This window comes from Moraxella sp. CTOTU49803 (genome assembly GCF_032097965.1).
GTDB lineage: Bacteria > Pseudomonadota > Gammaproteobacteria > Pseudomonadales > Moraxellaceae > Faucicola > Faucicola tetraodonis.
On the sequence record NZ_DAMCJP010000003.1, the window covers coordinates 59,918 to 78,386 of the forward strand.

15 protein-coding genes and 2 riboswitches are annotated in these 18,469 nt (G+C 44.6%); of the genes, 6 read left to right on the forward strand and 9 right to left on the reverse strand.

Going from position 1 to position 18,469, the window contains the following annotated elements; genetic code table 11:
• Nucleotides 1-75: 75 nt before the first annotated feature.
• The gene (locus RT422_RS05725; protein ID WP_312534637.1) at nucleotides 76-1,398 is read right to left on the reverse strand and encodes an MFS transporter; all 1,323 of its coding nucleotides are present in this window, start codon (nucleotides 1,396-1,398) and stop codon (nucleotides 76-78) included.
• Between the two features lie 299 nt (nucleotides 1,399-1,697).
• A complete protein-coding gene (locus tag RT422_RS05730) occupies nucleotides 1,698-3,410 on the reverse strand; it encodes a phospholipase D family protein (RefSeq protein ID WP_313421613.1) in 1,713 nt (570 codons plus the stop codon).
• A 156-nt stretch (nucleotides 3,411-3,566) separates the two neighbouring features.
• Here RT422_RS05730 and RT422_RS05735 point away from each other — a divergent pair, with 156 nt between their 5' ends.
• Nucleotides 3,567-4,808, forward strand: coding sequence for an O-succinylhomoserine sulfhydrylase (locus RT422_RS05735; RefSeq protein ID WP_313421614.1), 1,242 nt, complete (start codon nucleotides 3,567-3,569; stop codon nucleotides 4,806-4,808).
• A gap of 86 nt (nucleotides 4,809-4,894) precedes the next feature.
• Here the strand turns inward: RT422_RS05735 and RT422_RS05740 are convergent, their stop codons facing one another.
• Nucleotides 4,895-5,659, reverse strand: coding sequence for an NAD-dependent deacylase (locus RT422_RS05740; protein ID WP_313421615.1), 765 nt, complete (start codon nucleotides 5,657-5,659; stop codon nucleotides 4,895-4,897).
• 199 nt (nucleotides 5,660-5,858) lie between these two features.
• On the opposite strand from RT422_RS05740, the gene RT422_RS05745 reads away from it, so the two are divergent.
• The 3 genes from RT422_RS05745 to RT422_RS05755 all read left to right on the forward strand — a co-directional run bounded on the left by RT422_RS05745 (nucleotide 5,859) and on the right by RT422_RS05755 (nucleotide 8,235).
• Complete coding sequence (locus RT422_RS05745) at nucleotides 5,859-6,188, forward strand: YbaB/EbfC family nucleoid-associated protein (RefSeq protein WP_007115923.1); 330 nt, start codon at nucleotides 5,859-5,861, stop codon at nucleotides 6,186-6,188.
• A 144-nt stretch (nucleotides 6,189-6,332) separates the two neighbouring features.
• Nucleotides 6,333-6,941, forward strand: a complete 609-nt coding sequence (recR, locus tag RT422_RS05750) for a recombination mediator RecR (protein ID WP_313421616.1) — start codon at nucleotides 6,333-6,335, stop codon at nucleotides 6,939-6,941.
• An 82-nt stretch (nucleotides 6,942-7,023) separates the two neighbouring features.
• Complete coding sequence (locus tag RT422_RS05755) at nucleotides 7,024-8,235, forward strand: HRDC domain-containing protein (RefSeq protein WP_313421617.1); 1,212 nt, start codon at nucleotides 7,024-7,026, stop codon at nucleotides 8,233-8,235.
• A gap of 76 nt (nucleotides 8,236-8,311) precedes the next feature.
• On the opposite strand, the gene RT422_RS05760 is transcribed toward RT422_RS05755, so the two are convergent.
• The 6 genes from RT422_RS05760 to gcvT all read right to left on the reverse strand — a co-directional run bounded on the left by RT422_RS05760 (nucleotide 8,312) and on the right by gcvT (nucleotide 15,994).
• Nucleotides 8,312-9,703, reverse strand: a complete 1,392-nt coding sequence (locus RT422_RS05760; protein WP_313421618.1) for a GntP family permease — start codon at nucleotides 9,701-9,703, stop codon at nucleotides 8,312-8,314.
• Between the two features lie 170 nt (nucleotides 9,704-9,873).
• Nucleotides 9,874-12,756, reverse strand: coding sequence for an aminomethyl-transferring glycine dehydrogenase (gene gcvP / locus RT422_RS05765; RefSeq protein ID WP_313421620.1), 2,883 nt, complete (start codon nucleotides 12,754-12,756; stop codon nucleotides 9,874-9,876).
• Nucleotides 12,757-12,864: 108 nt separating this feature from the next.
• Complete coding sequence (locus RT422_RS05770) at nucleotides 12,865-13,599, reverse strand: nitroreductase family protein (protein ID WP_099808283.1); 735 nt, start codon at nucleotides 13,597-13,599, stop codon at nucleotides 12,865-12,867.
• Nucleotides 13,600-13,749: 150 nt separating this feature from the next.
• Nucleotides 13,750-14,130: a glycine cleavage system protein GcvH gene (gene gcvH / locus RT422_RS05775; RefSeq protein ID WP_007115930.1), complete on the reverse strand. Its 381-nt coding sequence runs from the start codon at nucleotides 14,128-14,130 to the stop codon at nucleotides 13,750-13,752.
• Between the two features lie 229 nt (nucleotides 14,131-14,359).
• Entirely contained in the window at nucleotides 14,360-14,746 is a 387-nt protein-coding gene (locus RT422_RS05780; RefSeq protein WP_313421622.1) for an MliC family protein, read from the reverse strand.
• Between the two features lie 114 nt (nucleotides 14,747-14,860).
• Nucleotides 14,861-15,994, reverse strand: a complete 1,134-nt coding sequence (gcvT, locus tag RT422_RS05785) for a glycine cleavage system aminomethyltransferase GcvT (protein WP_313421623.1) — start codon at nucleotides 15,992-15,994, stop codon at nucleotides 14,861-14,863.
• A gap of 140 nt (nucleotides 15,995-16,134) precedes the next feature.
• Nucleotides 16,135-16,269: riboswitch (glycine riboswitch) on the reverse strand.
• A 31-nt stretch (nucleotides 16,270-16,300) separates the two neighbouring features.
• Nucleotides 16,301-16,417, reverse strand: a riboswitch (glycine riboswitch).
• A gap of 456 nt (nucleotides 16,418-16,873) precedes the next feature.
• On the opposite strand from gcvT, the gene RT422_RS05790 reads away from it, so the two are divergent.
• On the forward strand, nucleotides 16,874-17,326 hold the full coding sequence (locus RT422_RS05790) for a hypothetical protein (RefSeq protein WP_228274224.1): 453 nt from the start codon (nucleotides 16,874-16,876) through the stop codon (nucleotides 17,324-17,326).
• A gap of 94 nt (nucleotides 17,327-17,420) precedes the next feature.
• Entirely contained in the window at nucleotides 17,421-18,404 is a 984-nt protein-coding gene (gene ruvB / locus RT422_RS05795; protein WP_062331309.1) for a Holliday junction branch migration DNA helicase RuvB, read from the forward strand.
• Nucleotides 18,405-18,469: the final 65 nt, after the last annotated feature.

Here is an 18,469-nt window from a genome sequence, read left to right on the forward strand (position 1 = left end):
CTAATCTATCAGCCAATCAATAAAAGCGGGCGCTAAAAAAAGCGATGGTAAAACAACTATTAGGGATGAAAAAACTCACGAATTCATCAGCCGCTTATCTTCCATGCGATACAAACCATGCAAATTGGTCAACAATATACCCATGATAATGCCAATCACACAGACAAACACCAGATACAAGGCGCTTGAAAGCATTAATTTACGTGAAAAATAAACCAATAGCACAGGCAATAATGCGCCTGCCAATGCATACGCCACGTTATAGCTAAAGCTAATACCACTTAGGCGTACCCCAACCGGAAACAGACGCACACAAATACTTGGGACTAAGCCAATCACGCCAGAGAAAAATCCTAAAATCGCATAGTTAATCAGTAGTAACTCGCTACTGTTTTTTAGTGAAACAAAGAAAATAACACTGGCAATGCTTAAAAATATACAGCCTAAAGTAAATACACGACCTGAATTAAAACGATCGGCAAAATAACCATAGGTTAAAGCCCCCAATCCACCAAAGATAATACCCACTCCATTGGATATCATCATCAAACTGGTATCGACATCAAAAAACTGGATGCCCAAAATCGGCAAAAGCAAATAAATCGTCAAATAAACACTGGCGGTAAACCAGGACAAGCCCAGCGTCATCACCGTACCATAACGGTATTTGATAATAGCTCGGCGTATCGGCAGACGTTTAACCAAGCGATTTTTAGACTTAGCCATCAGCCAAAGCGGGGTTTCTTCAAGCTTGGTTCGTAACAGCACCGCAAATAGCGTACCGATACTGGCGAGGACAAAAGGAATACGCCACCCATACGATTGCATCTGGGTAGGGGTGAGCATATTTGATAAGGTGGAGCTTAAAATATTGCCCATCAAAGTCGACAAAATCAGTGCACTAATAAGACCGCCACACACTGACCCTAATTGACGCCGTGGCATATGCTCAGCAATATATACCCATGAAGCGGGCACCTCAGCCCCATAGCCAAAGCCTTGAATTAAACGCAATAATAGCATGAGAACAATCGCTGCCACACCTATATGATGATAGCTAGGCAAACAGGCAATCACTAAACCAGACGCACCCACTAATAGCAAACTATACAGCAACACATGTTTTCTGCCATAGCGATCGCCGATATCACCCAATATCAAACCGCCTAGCGGTCTTGACATATAACCGGCTAAAATCAGCAGCAAAAAACAAATCGACTTTAATGACTCAGGTATATTTTCTGGGAAAAAAGCTTGATTGATACTATCATTAAAATAAAAATAAATTGTAAAATCAAAGGAAGCAAAAAAAGCCCCAAAAATCGTTAAATACACCACGTTTTTTTCGTAGCGATTTAAATCCCTAATTTCTTCGTTGGCATCATGAAAAAATGGCATAGTCGACAATATCACCTAGAAGCTGGCTAAAGGTCTGCAAGCTTTATAATCAATGGACAGATAGGTTATCTAACGCGCTAAAGAATTAAATTCGTCACTATTCACCTGACAAATTAAATCACTTGACAAATTGAACAGTAATTTATCAAAACTGTAATAAATTTAATTATTTAAATAAATATTACAAGCAAACGTCATGATTTAACAGTTGAGATATATTACTTTTTGAAACCGCATACTATAGTGATTTTGGTACTATTTTTACTATCAAAAATGTGTGTTTTTTGTAATATATCAGCTTACAATAAGCGCTTAAATGGCAAGGCAGAAAAAATCTTTAGCCAAAGTCCATTGACAAACGTCATATGCGGCTCTTTATCCAAGCTGATAAGCTTTTTATTGGTTTTATCATCATGGGTTTGCCACATCAGTTGTTCATTATCCTTAAGATGTACGCGGTAACTGATATTGAGCATAGAGTTATCAAACGTATTATGAAAGGATTTGGCAAGCGCTTTATCTTCAATCAGCACACCAAGCTCAGTATTGATGTTGGCAGAGCGCGGATCCACATTGTAAGAACCGATAAACGTATATTTGTCATCCACCGCAAAGGCTTTGGTATGCAAACTGGTGCTATACTTACTGCGATATAAGCTACGTTTTTTGCGGCGAAAGTCTGCATCGGCAGATGATTTTAACTCATAAAGCGCAATCCCTGCTTTGAGCATCGGCACGCGTGCCACGTTATACCCTGAATGCACGATAGGCACATCGGTTGATTCATACGAGTTGGTAAAAATATTGATTTTTACCCCGTTTTCCATGAGTTTGCTTAGTTGCAGCACACCCAAGTCAGTGGGCACAAAATACGATGAGACAATGGTCAATTGCTGTTTTGGGGTACCGATACGGGCTCGAAGCTTGGATACCAATCGGCTATCTTTATCATCTTGATTAAGCAGTTTTTTGACATCATCTGCCAAAAACTGCATCGGTTGCCAACGAAATGGGATTTTTTTGTTATACAGTTGTTTATCGACTATGGCGCCATTTTGTACCCGATAAAGTTGCGAGCTTTTATATAGATGGGACTGGCTGTTGATCGGTGCAATCGCAGTCAAAGTCCCCAAAAATGGCTCATCGCTTTTATTACGATCGGGGTTTTTTGAGGGTCTGACCAAACGCTCGATATCATACGATAGAGGACTATCCCAATAATCTTCAAAACTCTCATTGATTTGGTTGACCACTTTGCCGGCAAGCAAAACATCTAAATCAGCAAACTCAGCGGTGCTATCTTTACGCAGATATTCATCGCCAATATTGCGCCCACCAATGATGGATAACTGGCGGTCAAAGGTCATGCTTTTATTGTGCATGCGGCGTTGGTAGCGAGGCAGTGCTATCACAAAATTGGCAGGGGTAAAACTGCGCACCACTTTGGGGTTAATCAATCGCACTTGGATATTCGGATGCGCAGCAAAGGCAAGTAGCTGTTGGTCAAGTTCCGGATTGGTGTTTAAATCATCGAGTAACAGTCGTACTTTGACACCCCGATTGGCGGCTTGGTATAAGTCTTTGAGCATCAGTTGCCCTGCTGCATCGTTGTGCCAAATATAGTATTGGATATCGATGGTTTGCTGAGCCATTTCAGTCAAAATACTGCGTGAGGCGAACGCATCACTGCTATCAATCAGCGGATAATAACCGGAAAATTTGCTCGGTGAGGGGTTTTTGCTAGCACTGATACGGCTGATTAAATAATGACCTTGTATACGCGATTTTTCGGAAAATTTTTGCGCACCTGTCAGCTGCGTTGACACAGTTAGCGTAGCGGCGATATGGGGGTTGTTCGGCAACATTTGGCAAGCGGTCAGTGGCGTAAGTAGCAGCGTAAATAGCAATGGCAAGCAAAACGTCACAATTTTGGTGGTGAGTTTTTGCGATGCCAAGGTGACCAATACTAATTTGACAAAGCCAACAGATGCTGAATAAAATGCTGCTACCAAAGCCGGAATCCTTTTAAAAAATCACTGATTAAAATGCCAATCACTTGAGAAAAGTTGGCTGTTATGGCGTTTTTGCATAAAATACTGACTTGAAAGCCACCGTCAAATCCAACTTATGCTATCATAATTTATTTGATGCACAAAAGATGTAACATTATGACCCAATTAGACCCCAACTGGCAAAGTGATGCACTTGATTTGAGCCTAGAGTATGCCGACCAAACCATCGCCGTGCGCGGCGGTTACCACCGTACCGATGAAGGTGAACATAACGAAGCGATTTTTACCACCAGCTCCTACGTATACAAAAATGCCGCCGATGCCGCCGACCATTTTAATGGCAATAAAAAAGGCAATGTCTACTCGCGCCATACCAATCCGACCGTGCGCGCTTTTGAGCGCAGATTGGCAGCTTTAGAGGAAGGCGAGCGCTGCGTGGCAACCGCATCAGGCATGGGCGCAATTTTGACCATGTGTTTGGCGTACTTGCAAGCCGGTGACCATCTGCTAGCAGCCAAGCAATTATTTGGCTCATCCGTCGCCCTGTTTGATACCTACTTTAAGGCGTTTGGCGTCGAGGTGAGTTATGTAGACTGTTTTGACAATGACGCTTGGCAACAGGCGATGCAGCCTAATACCAAGGTGCTGTACTGCGAAAGCCCCTCCAATCCTTTGGCGCAAATTGCTGATTTAAGCTTTTTATCAAGGCTGGCGCATGACCACGATGCGCTATTAATCGTCGATAACTGCTTTGCTACCCCTGCCATTCAAAAACCTTTAATGTTGGGTGCGGATGTGGTATTGCATTCCGCCAGTAAATATATTGACGGTCAAGGTCGTGTGCTAGGCGGTGCACTGGTCGGTAACAATGACTTGATGGAAAAAGCCTTTGGGGTAGTGCGTACTGGCGGGATTAGTCTATCGCCATTTAATGCGTGGGTGTTGCTAAAGGGTCTAGAAACCTTGTCACTGCGTATGAAAGCTCACTGTGAAAATGCCAATCAAATCGCTAAATTTTTGCACAATCACCCAAAAGTCAGCAAAGTCCATTTTTCAGGGTTGCCCGATCACCCATCCCATGATATCGCCAAACGCCAACACACCGCGCTCAAAAATGTGCAAGGCGGTGCGTTTGGCGCCATTATTGGCTTTGAGGTGGCTGACCAAGCGGCAGCCTGGCATGTTATCGATAGTACCAACATGATTTCGATTACCAATAACCTAGGCGATGCCAAAAGCACCATTACCCATCCTGCGACGACGACCCATTTTCGCATGACACCTGAGGCAAGAATCGAGGCAGGCGTGAACGAAGGCTTAATTCGTTTCTCAGTGGGGCTTGAAGATGTCGATGATATTATCGCTGATTTAAAAAGCGGTTTGGATACACTCGCCTGATATAAAGCCAAAACCCATTAGCCAGAACCCAAAAGCCAGTAGCAAAATTTACTGGCTTTTTTATGTCACTGTTTTATTGTGCTTTTTTATTTCAGCGCCTTGACCAATAACGGCAATATTTTCCCTGCGTTGTCGGGTAACACGATGTCAACCGCTGTGGTCTGGGTCGGATTGGGATTAATCTCGATGACGGTTGCGCCCTGTTGTTTTGCCAAATCAATCAAGCCTGCCGCAGGATAAACCACGCTTGATGTGCCGATACTCACCAATACATCACAATTGAGCGCTGCCGTTTCTGCCGTTTGCCAAGCGTCTTGGGGCAACATCTCGCCAAACCACACAATATCCGGGCGAATCAAACCGCCGCATTCACAATGCTTTAACTCAGTGTCTGTGACAGCAATCGCTTTGGTATACGGCTTGCCGCAATCATGACAACGATTTTTGGCCAAATTCCCATGCAGTTTTGCCACCGTAGCACCGCCTTGCTCATGCAGATTGTCGACATTTTGACTAAACAACGTCCAAGTCTTACCTTGCTCTTTTGCCAATGTTTGCCATTCACCTAAGGCAAAATGGGCAGGATTGGGCTGTTTATCGGCGATTTGTCCACGCCACCATTGGTGCCATTGCCACACCAAGGCAGGCTCCTTTGCAAACGCTTGAATGCTGACCAAATATTCGGCTTGGTATTGTTGCCACAGTCCGGTAAGTTTATCCCGAAAAGTCGAAATACCACTTTCAGCCGAGACACCTGCCCCCGTCAGGATGGCAATATTTTGGGCGTATCTAATAACGTCAGCGGCTTTATAAAGAGCGACCTCTAGCGATGCAGGTGTAGTTGTTGTCATAGTAATAGTCGTAGTTTTTTGCTGTTAATGCATTTATGTGAGTGATGGTATCTTAGCATTTTTAGGTTAACAATTTTATATTAGCAGTTTTAGGCTAGCAGTTGTATGTTAAAAATTTGGGCTAACGATTAGCAATAGACAGTTTGCGGTCAAATTCGCTACAATGAGCCACCAATATTAGAAGCAAATAGGAAAAATCATGAACTTACAAGCCCTTATGCAACAAGCGCAAATGATGCAAAAGCAAGTCGAAAAAAACGTTGAAAACGCCAAGAAAAAACTGGCAGAAAAAGAAGTGCATGCCGAAGCGGGTAGTGGCTTGGTGAAAGTCACCATGAATGGTCGCCATGTGGTCAAACGTTTATCAATCGATCCAAGCCTACTGCAAGACGACCCTGATATGATTGAAGATTTGATTGCGGCTGCTATCAATGATGCCGTGCGTCAGGCCGATGAACTACACGAGACTGAAATGGCGAGTGCCACCAATGGCATGGGTTTACCACCAGGCATGAATGGTTTATTTTAAACCCACTAGGGCTATACTAGGGCTATAAAGTAGCGCTATAAAATAGTGAAAAATTGCCTTGCGATTAGGCAGTCAAACCCCCATAAAAAGCTGATAATTGATTGTCAGCTTTTTATTTTTTATGATTTTTATAAGAATGCGCCTATGCTAACGCCAAAATTTGATGAACTTGTAAAACAACTCAAAGTACTGCCCGGGGTCGGACCCAAATCTGCCCAGCGCATGGCACTGCATTTGCTTAGCTATAAGCGCCCGCAAGGTCAAGCACTGGGCGAAGCCTTGATTGTGGCGATGCATGATATCAAACAATGCCAAGTATGCCGTGGTTTATCAGATGAGGATATTTGCCCTGTATGTAGCGATCCGCGCCGCAATGAGCGCGTGCTTTGTATCGTAGAGACGGCAGCAGACATGATGGCAATCGAGCAAACCGCTGGGTTTAATGGCAAATACTTTGTGCTTGGCGGGCATTTATCACCCATTGATGGCATTGGTGTGGAGCAGCTTGGCATCAATCAGCTGATTCGACTGCTAAAGCAACACCAAGCCGCGCAAAATCCGGTGGAAGAAATTATTTTGGCAACCAGTACCACGGTAGAAGGGCAAACCACCGCGCATTTTATCAGTGAAGCGGTCAAGCCTTACGTCACCCATATGAGCCGGATTGCCCAAGGGATCCCGATGGGCGGCGAGCTTGAGTATTTAGATAGCATGACACTGGGTCAAGCCTTGCAAAATCGTGGACGCTTATAAAATCTTTTCATCAGTTTGACAAGACAAAATCCTAGATTCATCATAAAATACGCTTAAATTATCCGTCCACAAGACCCAAGTTATGCTCATCCAGAACCCGTTAAGCCCAGCCCAATTACAACAACTTCATGACTTGCCAATCCATTGGGTGAAAACTCAGGACGCGCTTTTTGCCCTGCTCGATGACCTAGAGCAAGTCGATACCATTGCGTTAGACACTGAGTTTATCAAGCGCGACACTTTTTTCCCCATTCTTGCGCTGATTCAAATCAATACAGGCAACGCGATTTATTTGATTGACGCGCCCAAGCTGTATTTAGAAGAATTTTGGGAAGTGTTAGCGGATATACCTACCGTGGTGTTACATGCGTGTGGCGAAGATTTGGGGATTTATTATTTACTCTCCAACTTGCCTGCACTGCGCAATGTGTTTGATACCCAAATTGGTTTAGGTTTTTTGACCGGTGAAAACTCGCTTGGCTATCAAAAATCGCTGCAAGAAACGATTGCTGTGCATGTGGATAAAGGTGAAAGCCAATCAGATTGGTTGCAGCGTCCATTAACACCTGAGCAAGAAAGCTATGCGGTAGACGATGTGCGTTACTTATTGCCGATGTTTGCGGCCATCAAGACACAGTTGACCGAGCAAGGTTTATGGCAATATGCGATTGAAGACTGCCAAAGCTATACCCAAGAAATTTTTGCCAACTTTAGCACGCCTGATAACGCTTTGTATTTGAGTGTCGCTGATTACCGCGATAATCGCGAGCAACTTGCCATGCTGCAAACTCTGTGCGAATGGCGCGAACAACTTGCCAAATCAATCAATCGACCACGCACTTTTATCCTGCGGCCGCAGGCGCTCCGTGAAATCATCGAAAAACCGCCTTTTAGCATGAAGCAGCTAAGTTTTACCAGTATCAAGCCCAATGTGATTCGCATGTATGGGCAAGAGATTTTGACGCTGATTGATAAGGTACGTAAAGAAGATGACGCAGCCTATCCAAGTCTATTGCCTTTACCATATCGCAGTCTGTCTAGCGATGTGCAAAAGCAACTGGAAAAGGCGATTAGACAACAGGGGCATGAGCTAAACATTCATGAAACTGTGCTCATGCGAAAAAAATGGCTGTCAGAGCTGTATGCTTATGCCGTCGCAGCAGAAAAACCGGCATTAAGCCCTTGGCTGAGTGGGTGGCGCAAAGCGTGGATTATGGCAGAGATTTTACCCATTTTAGATAGGGTGATTGCTAACAACCCGCCATCTAGCGACCATGAAACGACCGCTGAATAAATAAAAAAATCCCACCGCTGAGTGGGATTTTTTACTACTAAATGGCTTAAAAATAAACAGGTTAAAAATAAACCGATTAAAACGAACCCAGCATGGTACCCAAAGCAATCACCACCGTCACCGCAATCAGCGGAATTGCCATCGTCACCATGGCGACATCTTTATAAGATTGCTTGTGGGTCAAATGGCAAATGGCAAATAACGTAATCACCGCACCACTATGGGGTAGCGTGTCTAAGCCACCTGCTGCCATCACCGCGACCCGATGCAATAATTCAGGATCGATGCCATGTGCCACCGCCTGTGCCAAATATTCTTTGCCTAAAATGGGCAGCGCGATACTCAAGCCGCCAGAAGAAGAACCGGTGATGCCCGCTAAGGTGGTCATAGCCACGGCTTCTGAGATTAATGGGTTGCTGGGCGACAGATTTAACACGCTATCTCGTAACACCGCAAACCCCGCCAATGTGGCAATCACCGCACCATAACCGACTTCTGAGCCTGTATTAAAAATAGGCAACATGGAGCTGTAAGTGCCTTTATTAAGACTGTGTTGCAAGTTCGTCCATTTGCCCAAGCGCAGCACAATCAACGCAATAATCGCGGTGACTAAAGCGATTATGATTGACCAAAGTCCCAAAGCGCCTTTGATATCCAAGTCTTTAAACTGCGCTTGCAGTGCAGAGAAATCCATACTCGGAAAAACCGCGTACGTTAACAAGGCATTGATGCCGATGACCAATACCAAAGGAATCATCGCCACCATAAAAGAGGTGTGATGGGGGTCTAGGTTATCAGCATGCAGCTCATCATCTTCATGAATACCATATCCCTCGCCAACCGTTTTGGCGCTATGGGCGCGTCGCTGCAGCCACAGCATGCCCAAGCCAAACATCACAAGCGAACCAATAATACCCAATATGGGTGCAGCAAAGGCATTGGTACCGTAATAGGGAATGGGAATGGCGTTTTGGATGGCAGGTGTTCCGGGTAACGCTGTCATGGTAAAGGTAAATGACCCTAACGCAATCGCCCCTGGAATGAGCCTTTTTGGCACCCCTGCTGCCTTGAACAAATCTTTAGCAATCGGATAAATGGCAAAAGCCACCACAAACAGCGACACACCGCCATAGGTTAAAATCGCACAGACCAAAACCACAGCCAGTATGGCTTTATTCGCGCCTAATTTACTAACCACCGTTCTGGCAATCGCTGTGGCAGCCCCAGAATCTGCCATGAGCTGACCAAACACCGCCCCGAGCAAAAATATGGGAAAAAACTTCAATAAAAAGCCACTCAACGCTTTCATAAAAACGGTGGTATAGATAGGCAGTGAGCTTAGAATATCGCCTGACAGCGCCACCGCTAGGGTGGCCATCAAGGGTGCTAAAATTAATACAGAATAGCCGCGATAGGCAAAATACATTAATAGAAAGAGCGAAATAATAATCGCAATGGTACTAAACATAATGTCATCCTTGACTTATGATGGGTTTGAAGTCACGCGTGGTGTTTACAATTTTTTTGAGTCCCCTGCATCATAGCAGAATTCTTTTGACTCGCAATGAGCTTTATAGCAAAAAGCCACACATTTTTGCATGGCTTTTGTAAAAAAATATGGTGAGTATTGATTGAGTTTTACTCTGCGATTTCACCATTCTCATAGCTTGAGATATCGGGGCAAGAACAGATTAAATTTTTGTCGCCATACACATCATCGATGCGGCTCACTGATGGCCAAAACTTATTATCACGTACATACGCAAGTGGATAGGCGGCTTCTTCACGGCTGTATGGACGATCCCAGTCACCGGTCACCACTTGTGCGGTGTGTGGTGCGTTCACCAGCGGGTTGTTATCTACTGGCCAGTCGCCGTTTTTAACTTTCATCGCCTCAGCTTTGATTTGAATTAAGGCTGAGATAAAGCGGTCTAGCTCTTCTTTGCTTTCTGACTCAGTGGGCTCAATCATCAAAGTACCTGCCACAGGGAAAGACATGGTAGGCGCATGAAATCCGTAATCCATTAAGCGTTTGGCGATATCAACTTCGGTGATACCTGTTTCGGCTTTTAGTGGGCGGATGTCAATGATACATTCATGGGCGACGCGACCATTTTCACCGCTATAAAGTACAGGGTAATGGTCTTTTAATTTCATAGCCGTGTAATTGGCATTTAATAGCGCAGCTTCTGTCGCTTGCACCAAGCCATCACGACCCATCATGGTGATATACATCCATGAGATAGGCAAGATGCTGGCTGAGCCAAACGGGGCAGCCGATACCGCACTCATGCCATCTTGGGCATTGGGCACCGCAGATACGACGTGGTTGGCAATAAAAGGCGCCAAATGTGATTTCATGCCAATAGGGCCCATGCCAGGACCGCCGCCGCCGTGTGGAATACAGAAAGTTTTGTGCAAATTCATGTGTAGGACGTCAGCACCGACATCCGCAGGTTGCATCATACTGACCTGCGCGTTCATGTTAGCGCCATCCATATACACTTGACCACCGTGTTGATGAATCAAGTTACAGATATCACGGATACCTTCTTCAAACACACCGTGTGTTGAAGGGTAAGTAATCATCAAGGCGCCCAAATTGTCGCTGTATTTTTCCGCTTTTTCAGTCAAGTCGGCAATATCAACGTTACCACGCTCATCGGTGGCTACCACGACGACTTCCATCCCCATCATTTGTGCTGTGGCGGGATTGGTGCCGTGTGCGGAGCGCGGAATCAGGCAGATATGACGGTTGGGTTGACCTAAGCTTTCATGATAACGACGAATCGCCAATAGTCCCGCGTACTCGCCTGATGCGCCTGAATTTGGCTGCATAGAGATAGCGTCAAACCCTGTGATGGCTTTGAGTTGCTCTTGCAAGCCTTCAATCATTTCGATATAGCCGCCCACTTGTTCACGAGGTGCAAATGGGTGCACATTGGCAAATTCATTCCAAGTAATCGGTAGCATTTCGCTAGTGGCATTAAGTTTCATGGTACAGCTACCCAGCGAAATCATACTATGATTCATCGCCAAGTCTTTGTTTTCTAGCTTTTTCAAATAACGCAGCATTTCATGTTCGGTGTGATAACGATTAAAGACAGGATGAGTTAAAATCGCATCGGTACGTAGCAATGATGCTGGCAAAGACAAGCTGATATCATCGGATAATTGAGCCGCTACGCCTGTGAATAACTGCGTGAGCACACCAAAATCCGCTGCATCACTGGTTTCATTAAAGGCAATGGCAATATGGTTATCGTCTACTTTGCGCAGGTTATAGCCGATATTGAGGGCATTTTGATAGATTTGCTCAGTTTGACCTTGGGTGTTCACCAACACGGTATCAAAAAACTGCTCATGCACAATCGACATACCAGCTTGTTTGATGGCTTGGGCAAAAGCGCTTGCCAACGCATGAATGCGGGTGGCGATACGTTTGATGCCTTCAGGACCATGATACACCGCATACATCCCTGCCAAATTGGCCAGTAACACTTGCGATGTACAAATATTTGAGTTGGCTTTTTCGCGGCGGATATGTTGTTCACGGGTTTGTAGTGCCATACGCAAGGCTTGTTTACCTTGGGCATCCACTGATACGCCAATGATACGACCTGGGGCAGAGCGCTTGGCACTGTCTTTAAAGGCAAAATAGGCCGCGTGTGGACCACCAAAGCCCATCGGCACACCAAAACGCTGGGTGTTGCCGAGTGCCACATCCGCACCCATGCTACCCGGTGATTTGAGAAGTACTAGACTCATCACATCAGCGGCAACGATTGTTTGCGTGCCTTTGGCTTTGACTTCACTGATGATATCAGTTAAATCAACCACATCGCCTTCGCTACCCACGTACTGGAAAATTGCGCCAAAGAAATCGCCATTCTTGGCAACGTCAAAATCACCGACCACTATCTCCCAACCAAAATATTTGGCACGGGTTTTGATGACATCTAAGGTTTGAGGGTAGATACGGCTATCAACAAAAAATTGGTTAGATTTACTTTTACCCACGCGTTTTGCCATCGCCATCGCTTCAGCCGCCGCCGTCGCTTCGTCAAGCAAACTTGCGCCCGCCAATTCAAGACCTGATAAGTCAATACAAACTTGTTGGAAGTTAAGTAATGCCTCTAAGCGACCTTGGGCAATCTCCGCTTGGTAAGGGGTATAAGCCGTGTACCAGCCTGGGTTTTCAAGCACATTACGTTGAATCACCGCAGGTAAGCGAGTCGGATAATAGCCTAAGCCAATATAGCTTTTATTGACCTTGATTTTATCCGCCAACCCGCGCAACTTTGCCAAAGCATCATGCTCAGTCATACTGAGGGGTAAATCTAACTCTTTGCTAAGACGTACCGAAGCTGGCACCGTCTGTTCAATAAAGCTTGCCATGCTGTCAGCGCCGACGGCTTTTAGCATTGCTTCTTTTTCATCTTGGCTAATGCCAACATGACGATGAATAAATTCTGATGATTGGAATAAATCAGCAAATGATTGAAAAGACGGTTGACTCATTCAAGTTTCCTTTAGCGTCTGATAAAACATTGAAAAAAAATAGCAGGTTTTGCCATGGCTAACATGACAAACATCGGTTGAATGGATAAAAATCACACTTTAATGATATTACACCTTAACGATAAAGCGCTCACGCTCAAAACGGTATTGCTCACTATAGATACCACGCTCGTCGCGTTCACCGGCAGCAATTACCATACAAATATGCTGCTCTTCATTGAGATCAAGCAATTTTTTGAGTTGCGGCTCGTCAAATCCCCCCATCGGGCAACTATCAAAACCGTGGGCACGCAAGGCGAGCATCAAATTCTCGGCAGCCAGTGAGGTGCTAATGAGCGCCCAGTTTTTGAGATCGTCAGCATCATAGATGGGGTCAACCATCGCACCTTTGACTTTGCGCGTGGCTTGCGTCAGCGCCCATTTGGCAGGGGTGAACACATTCATCACACCGCGCGTCATGGTCAGTGGAATAAGCTTGCCATAATAATCTTGCACAGGTTTTGGTACAGGTTTGACAGGAAAATACTTGATATTGTCTTTGGCGTGTTGACGCCACGTGTCAGTACGAGCGACCACGACAATCAGCTTATTGGCGGTTTTTGCTGCATTTTGGCTCATACAATAGGTCACAGTTTTTTGGCGCTTTTCTTCTGATTCAATCACAAAAAATTGCCAAGGCTGTAAATTACTTGAGCTAGGCGCTAACATCGCCATATCGAGACAGGCGTTCAGCACCTCATCACTGATGGGCGTTTTGGTAAAGCGTCGTACCGAACGGCGAGTGCTCACCACCTCATAAAAACTGGCTTGTTTTGGGTCAGCAAGCGGGGTAAGTGTTGACATATCAGCTCTCAAGTTAACAAAATAAAGGATGCGTTCAAAATAAAGGATGCGTTACAGTTAATTGATAGGACAACAGGCTAAGGTAATCAAGCGATTACCTTAGCTAGAGTCTATAAAAAAGACGAGATGAAAATCATGAGATAAAGATGATTAAATACTATCTTGGTACTCGTCTGCGTCCATCAAGCCTTGGTAATCATCGGCATTGTCTGGTTTGATTTTAAAGAACCAACCTTCGCCATAAGGGTCTTCATTAATGGTTTCTGGCGCATCTACCAAGGCTTCATTGACCGCTAGGATTTCACCAGCGATGGGTGCGTAGACATCCGAGGCAGCTTTCACCGATTCGACCACGGCAATTTCAGCATCCACGTCAACGTGTTCACCCACTTCAGGCAATTCAACATACACGATATCACCGAGCAAGTCTTGGGCATGGTGAGTAATACCCACAGTGATAGTGCCGTCTTCTTCTTGGCGTAACCATTCATGACTAGCCACATATTTTAAATCTGCTGGAATATTGCTCATAACTATTTTCCTCAAAGCAAAAGTAGGGGTGAAAATAAAAGGCTGTTAGCCAAGCAGTCACACTTGGCGCCTTTTTACTAAATATTTTTAAAAGCCTAATAATTTAACAAACATTTTAAAAGCTAAGTAATTTAATAAACTGAGTAACAAAAATTTGGTCGATACAATGTATATCGACCAAACTTAAAAACCAATTGAGCGGTTTAACCCATTCAACAAGTGAATCAGATTAAATAGCATTACACACAAAGTTATAATCACGACCTTGTGAGGTTACGGTTAACGCACCTTCTGCACCTTTAACGCCCCAATCATACATAGTAGTTTTGGTCGCATTTGACAAGGTATAGCGGTTACCCGAGCCTGATACATCTTGTTTTAACACCATCGCAGCTTGGTTTAGACTGAGCATGGGCGAGGTGATTTTTAAATTAGCGACATTGCTGCCGTTTTCTTTACCGTAGAACGCCACGACTTCAGTGTTGTTGTCACATTTAAAGGTTTGTGAATTTGCTTGAATTGCCAACACTTGAGACGGACTAGGCTGTGCTACTGGGGTTGAAGTACAGGCCGCCAAACTTGCCAAAAACGGTACAACAAAGAGTAATTTTTTCATGATTTTACCTTCTAAAGTAGGATGAATTTATTATCGGTTTTTCAAATTACGCCGACTAATTATTTGAATGTTGTTCATTAATAAGCGCTAAATCCATCATAACATGATAAAATCTTAGTTGAATTGTTTGTTGCCATTTCTAACAAACGGTAACGAAATGATACGTACTGGCGTCGGTGTACCCCGCAAATCAACCGTGGCTGCTGTATCCGTCGTCTTTGGAATACGGGCAATCGCAATCGATTGTTTTAGGCTTGGGCTAAAAGTGCCGCTGGTGATTACCCCAGTTTTGCCATTGTCTAGCGTGACCGTCATGCCTTCACGCAGTACCCCACGAGACTCTAGCACTAAGCCTACTTGCATGACGTCATTCCCCTCAGCAATCGCTTGGTCTTGTTTGGCTTGCATAGCCTCACGACCCACAAAATCCCGATCGTCTTTTACCGCCAACGTCCACGCCATACCGCATTCATACGGATTGATGGTTTCATCCATCTCATGGCCATACAAATTCATACCCGCTTCAAGACGTAATGTATCACGGGCACCTAATCCTGCTGGGGCGATGCCATGGTCTTTGAGTAAGGTAAAAAATGCTGAGGCTTGTGCTTGTGGCAAAATGACTTCAACGCCGTCTTCACCCGTGTAACCGGTACGCGCCACAAACCAATCTGCGCCTTCGATGTCGGTCAAGTCTTTGCCCACAAACGGTTTTAAGGTAGCTAGGCTATCAGCCCAATTTGGTTTGGCTTGGCTCAGTTTCTGCAAGGCATTAGGGCCTTGCACCGCAAGCATAGCAAGTTCTGGGCGCTCGGTAATGGTGACGGCAAAGTCTTTGGCGACTTTGTCAAACTGTGCCAAATCTTTATCACGGGTGGCAGCATTTGAGACGATACGGTACTCGGTCTCTGCATCGTTCATCCGGTAAACAATTAAGTCATCAATCACACCGCCGTTTTCGTTTAGCATGGCAGAGTAAAGCGCTTTACCGACAAATTTGAGTTTGGCGACATCATTGGCGAGCAGTTTTTGCAGGCAAGCTTTGGCATCTTTGCCGGCGATGTCAGTCACCACCATATGTGACACGTCAAACATGCCCGCATCGGTACGCACAACGTCATGTTCTTGAATCTGTGAACCATAATGGATAGGCAATTGCCAACCAGAGAAGTCAACGATTTTGCCGTTGCTATCGATATGGGATTGATAAAAAGGGGTGCGGTTTAAAGGCTTGTCTGTGGCTGACATGGCAAATCCTAGAGTGGATAAAAATCAAATAACGGCTTGATGGTTTATTTGATGTTTTAATAGCTTGGGATAAAACGCTAAAGCCAAACATCGCACATCAATAGAGCACTAAAACTAATCCAACCTGATGTCGGTAGCTATCAGCCCTATCTGTCCTGTTACCTGAGATTTTCAATCGACTTGTCAGCTTCTTACTTCTTATAGTATAGATAGACAAGTCAATCTTTTCCCCTTCGGTGGTATTGCAAAGCAATACACTCTCCAGATTTGTTGTGTTTTGATGCAGTGCATACGCCACTGCCAAAAATTACGATTCCAGTCCTTTTACCTGAGCGATTATAGGGTCTTTACGCCTTCGGTGATGGTTTTGGTATTTCATAATTTGATGAAAAACAAAACAACATTCTCTCCTGAAATCTTCGGTTATTATGCTGGGTTTTTAACTTTTTGACAAGCAAATTTGCACAGATTTTATGACCGCCTGATGTTTTGGCAATACTGCATTATGAGGATTATTGTGTTATAGCAAATAAAGCCAAAAGCAAGTATGATTAAAGCCATTGATGAACATGAAACTTTAAGTAGTCAAATAAAGTTAAAGTGTTTAAATAAAGTGCTTAAATAATTTTTTTGGTTCTAGGTTAAATTTTTGCGTGCTGACCCCATTAAAAGCAGAATAATTTAGCCTTTAACATTTTGAATATCTTTGAATATTAACCCCAAATACCAAAAATTTTTACCAAAATTTATTAAAAGTTATTATAAATGTCGGCGCTAACCTCGCTGAGTAAAAATTGGCTGATTGAGAACTGGTAGATGAGTTGGGTTGTTAGCTTATAAAGATAGCATGATAAAAGGAATAAAATAACGATGGACTTTATGAATATTTCGTTGATAGGCATTTTAACCAGTTTAGCCATGGGTGGTACGTTGCCCGATGATAGCAAAACCCAACAGCAAGTGGCGCAAGTGTCGACTCATATTTTGCCAAATATCGCAGGACAGTGGCAGCTGCGACTTGATAAAACCGACGCTGCGCAGCCAAGTTGCCAAGAGCGGTATAATTTTGGGCGCGATCAGCAATTTATCGGTTCAAGCGGTCAGGAGTTTACGTACGGCAAATATTTGTACGCTGACACAGGGGATGGTTTGCCTGCACTAGCGATTCAGACCCAATATGATAACAATGCAACAGACTGTTCCGGCAATCGCGTTGACCAGACCGGCGATATTTTGGTTGCTTATGTCAAACAACAAGGTGAGCAAATGCAGTGGTGCAAGGATAGTAAAGGCACCCGATGTGATATGACATTGCAGCGTGTATTGCCCTAAATTTTTTTACTTTTTCTCTCTACATCCCATAGCACTTGCAAGATTTGCCAGTGCTATTATCCTCTTTAAAACTTGCAACTAGTGTCAAATACTTATGATTCCACCTTTTTCAAGTGCCAATTCGCAGCAACGTCTGATTAGTCCGATGGGGCGTTCAGAAGACCAAAATGACAATAATATTCGTCCAGCGTTACTCGCTGAATATATCGGTCAGCCTGTGGTCAAAGAACAAATGGGCGTGTTTATCAACGCGGCATTATCGAGAAAAGAAGCGCTCGACCATACCTTGATATTTGGACCGCCTGGACTGGGTAAAACCACACTCGCCAACATTATCGCCCGTGAGATGGGCGGTAATTTGCGCTCGACGTCTGGTCCTGTGCTTGAACGCGCGGGTGATTTGGCAGCGATGCTGACCAATTTAGAGCCTGGTGATGTGCTGTTTATTGATGAGATTCACCGTTTAAGCCCGATGATTGAAGAAATCTTGTATCCTGCGATGGAAGATTTTCAGCTTGATATTATGATTGGCGAAGGACCTGCTGCACGCTCTATAAAGCTTGATTTGCCGCCTTTTACTTTGGTGGCTGCGACCACGCGAGCAGGTTTGTTGACCTCGCCACTGCGCGATAGATTTGGTATTGTACAGCGATTAGAGTTTTATAATGTGGAGGACTTAACGACCATTGTCACAAGATCGGCTGGATTACTTAACGTGCCTATGACCAAAGAAGGGGCAGTCGAAGTCGCTAGACGGTCGCGCGGTACACCGCGTATTGCCAATCGGTTGCTACGCCGCGTACGTGATTATGCCCAAGTTAAAGGCGATGGCACCGTCACCGCTGAAATTGCGCATAGCGCACTCGATATGCTGGCAGTTGATAAACGCGGGCTTGATAATCTTGATAGACGTTATCTTGAGATGCTAGAAGAGCGTTTTAATGGCGGACCTGCGGGGGTTGAGTCGATTGCGGCGGCTTTGGCAGAAGATAGAGGCACGCTTGAAGATGTGATTGAGCCGTATCTGATTCAGCAAGGTTATATCGTACGCACCGCACGGGGGCGGATGTTGACTTAGTTTTTTGAATTTTTGGAGTGACAAACAAAAACCCCTTACATTTTGTAAGGGGTTTATGTTTTTCA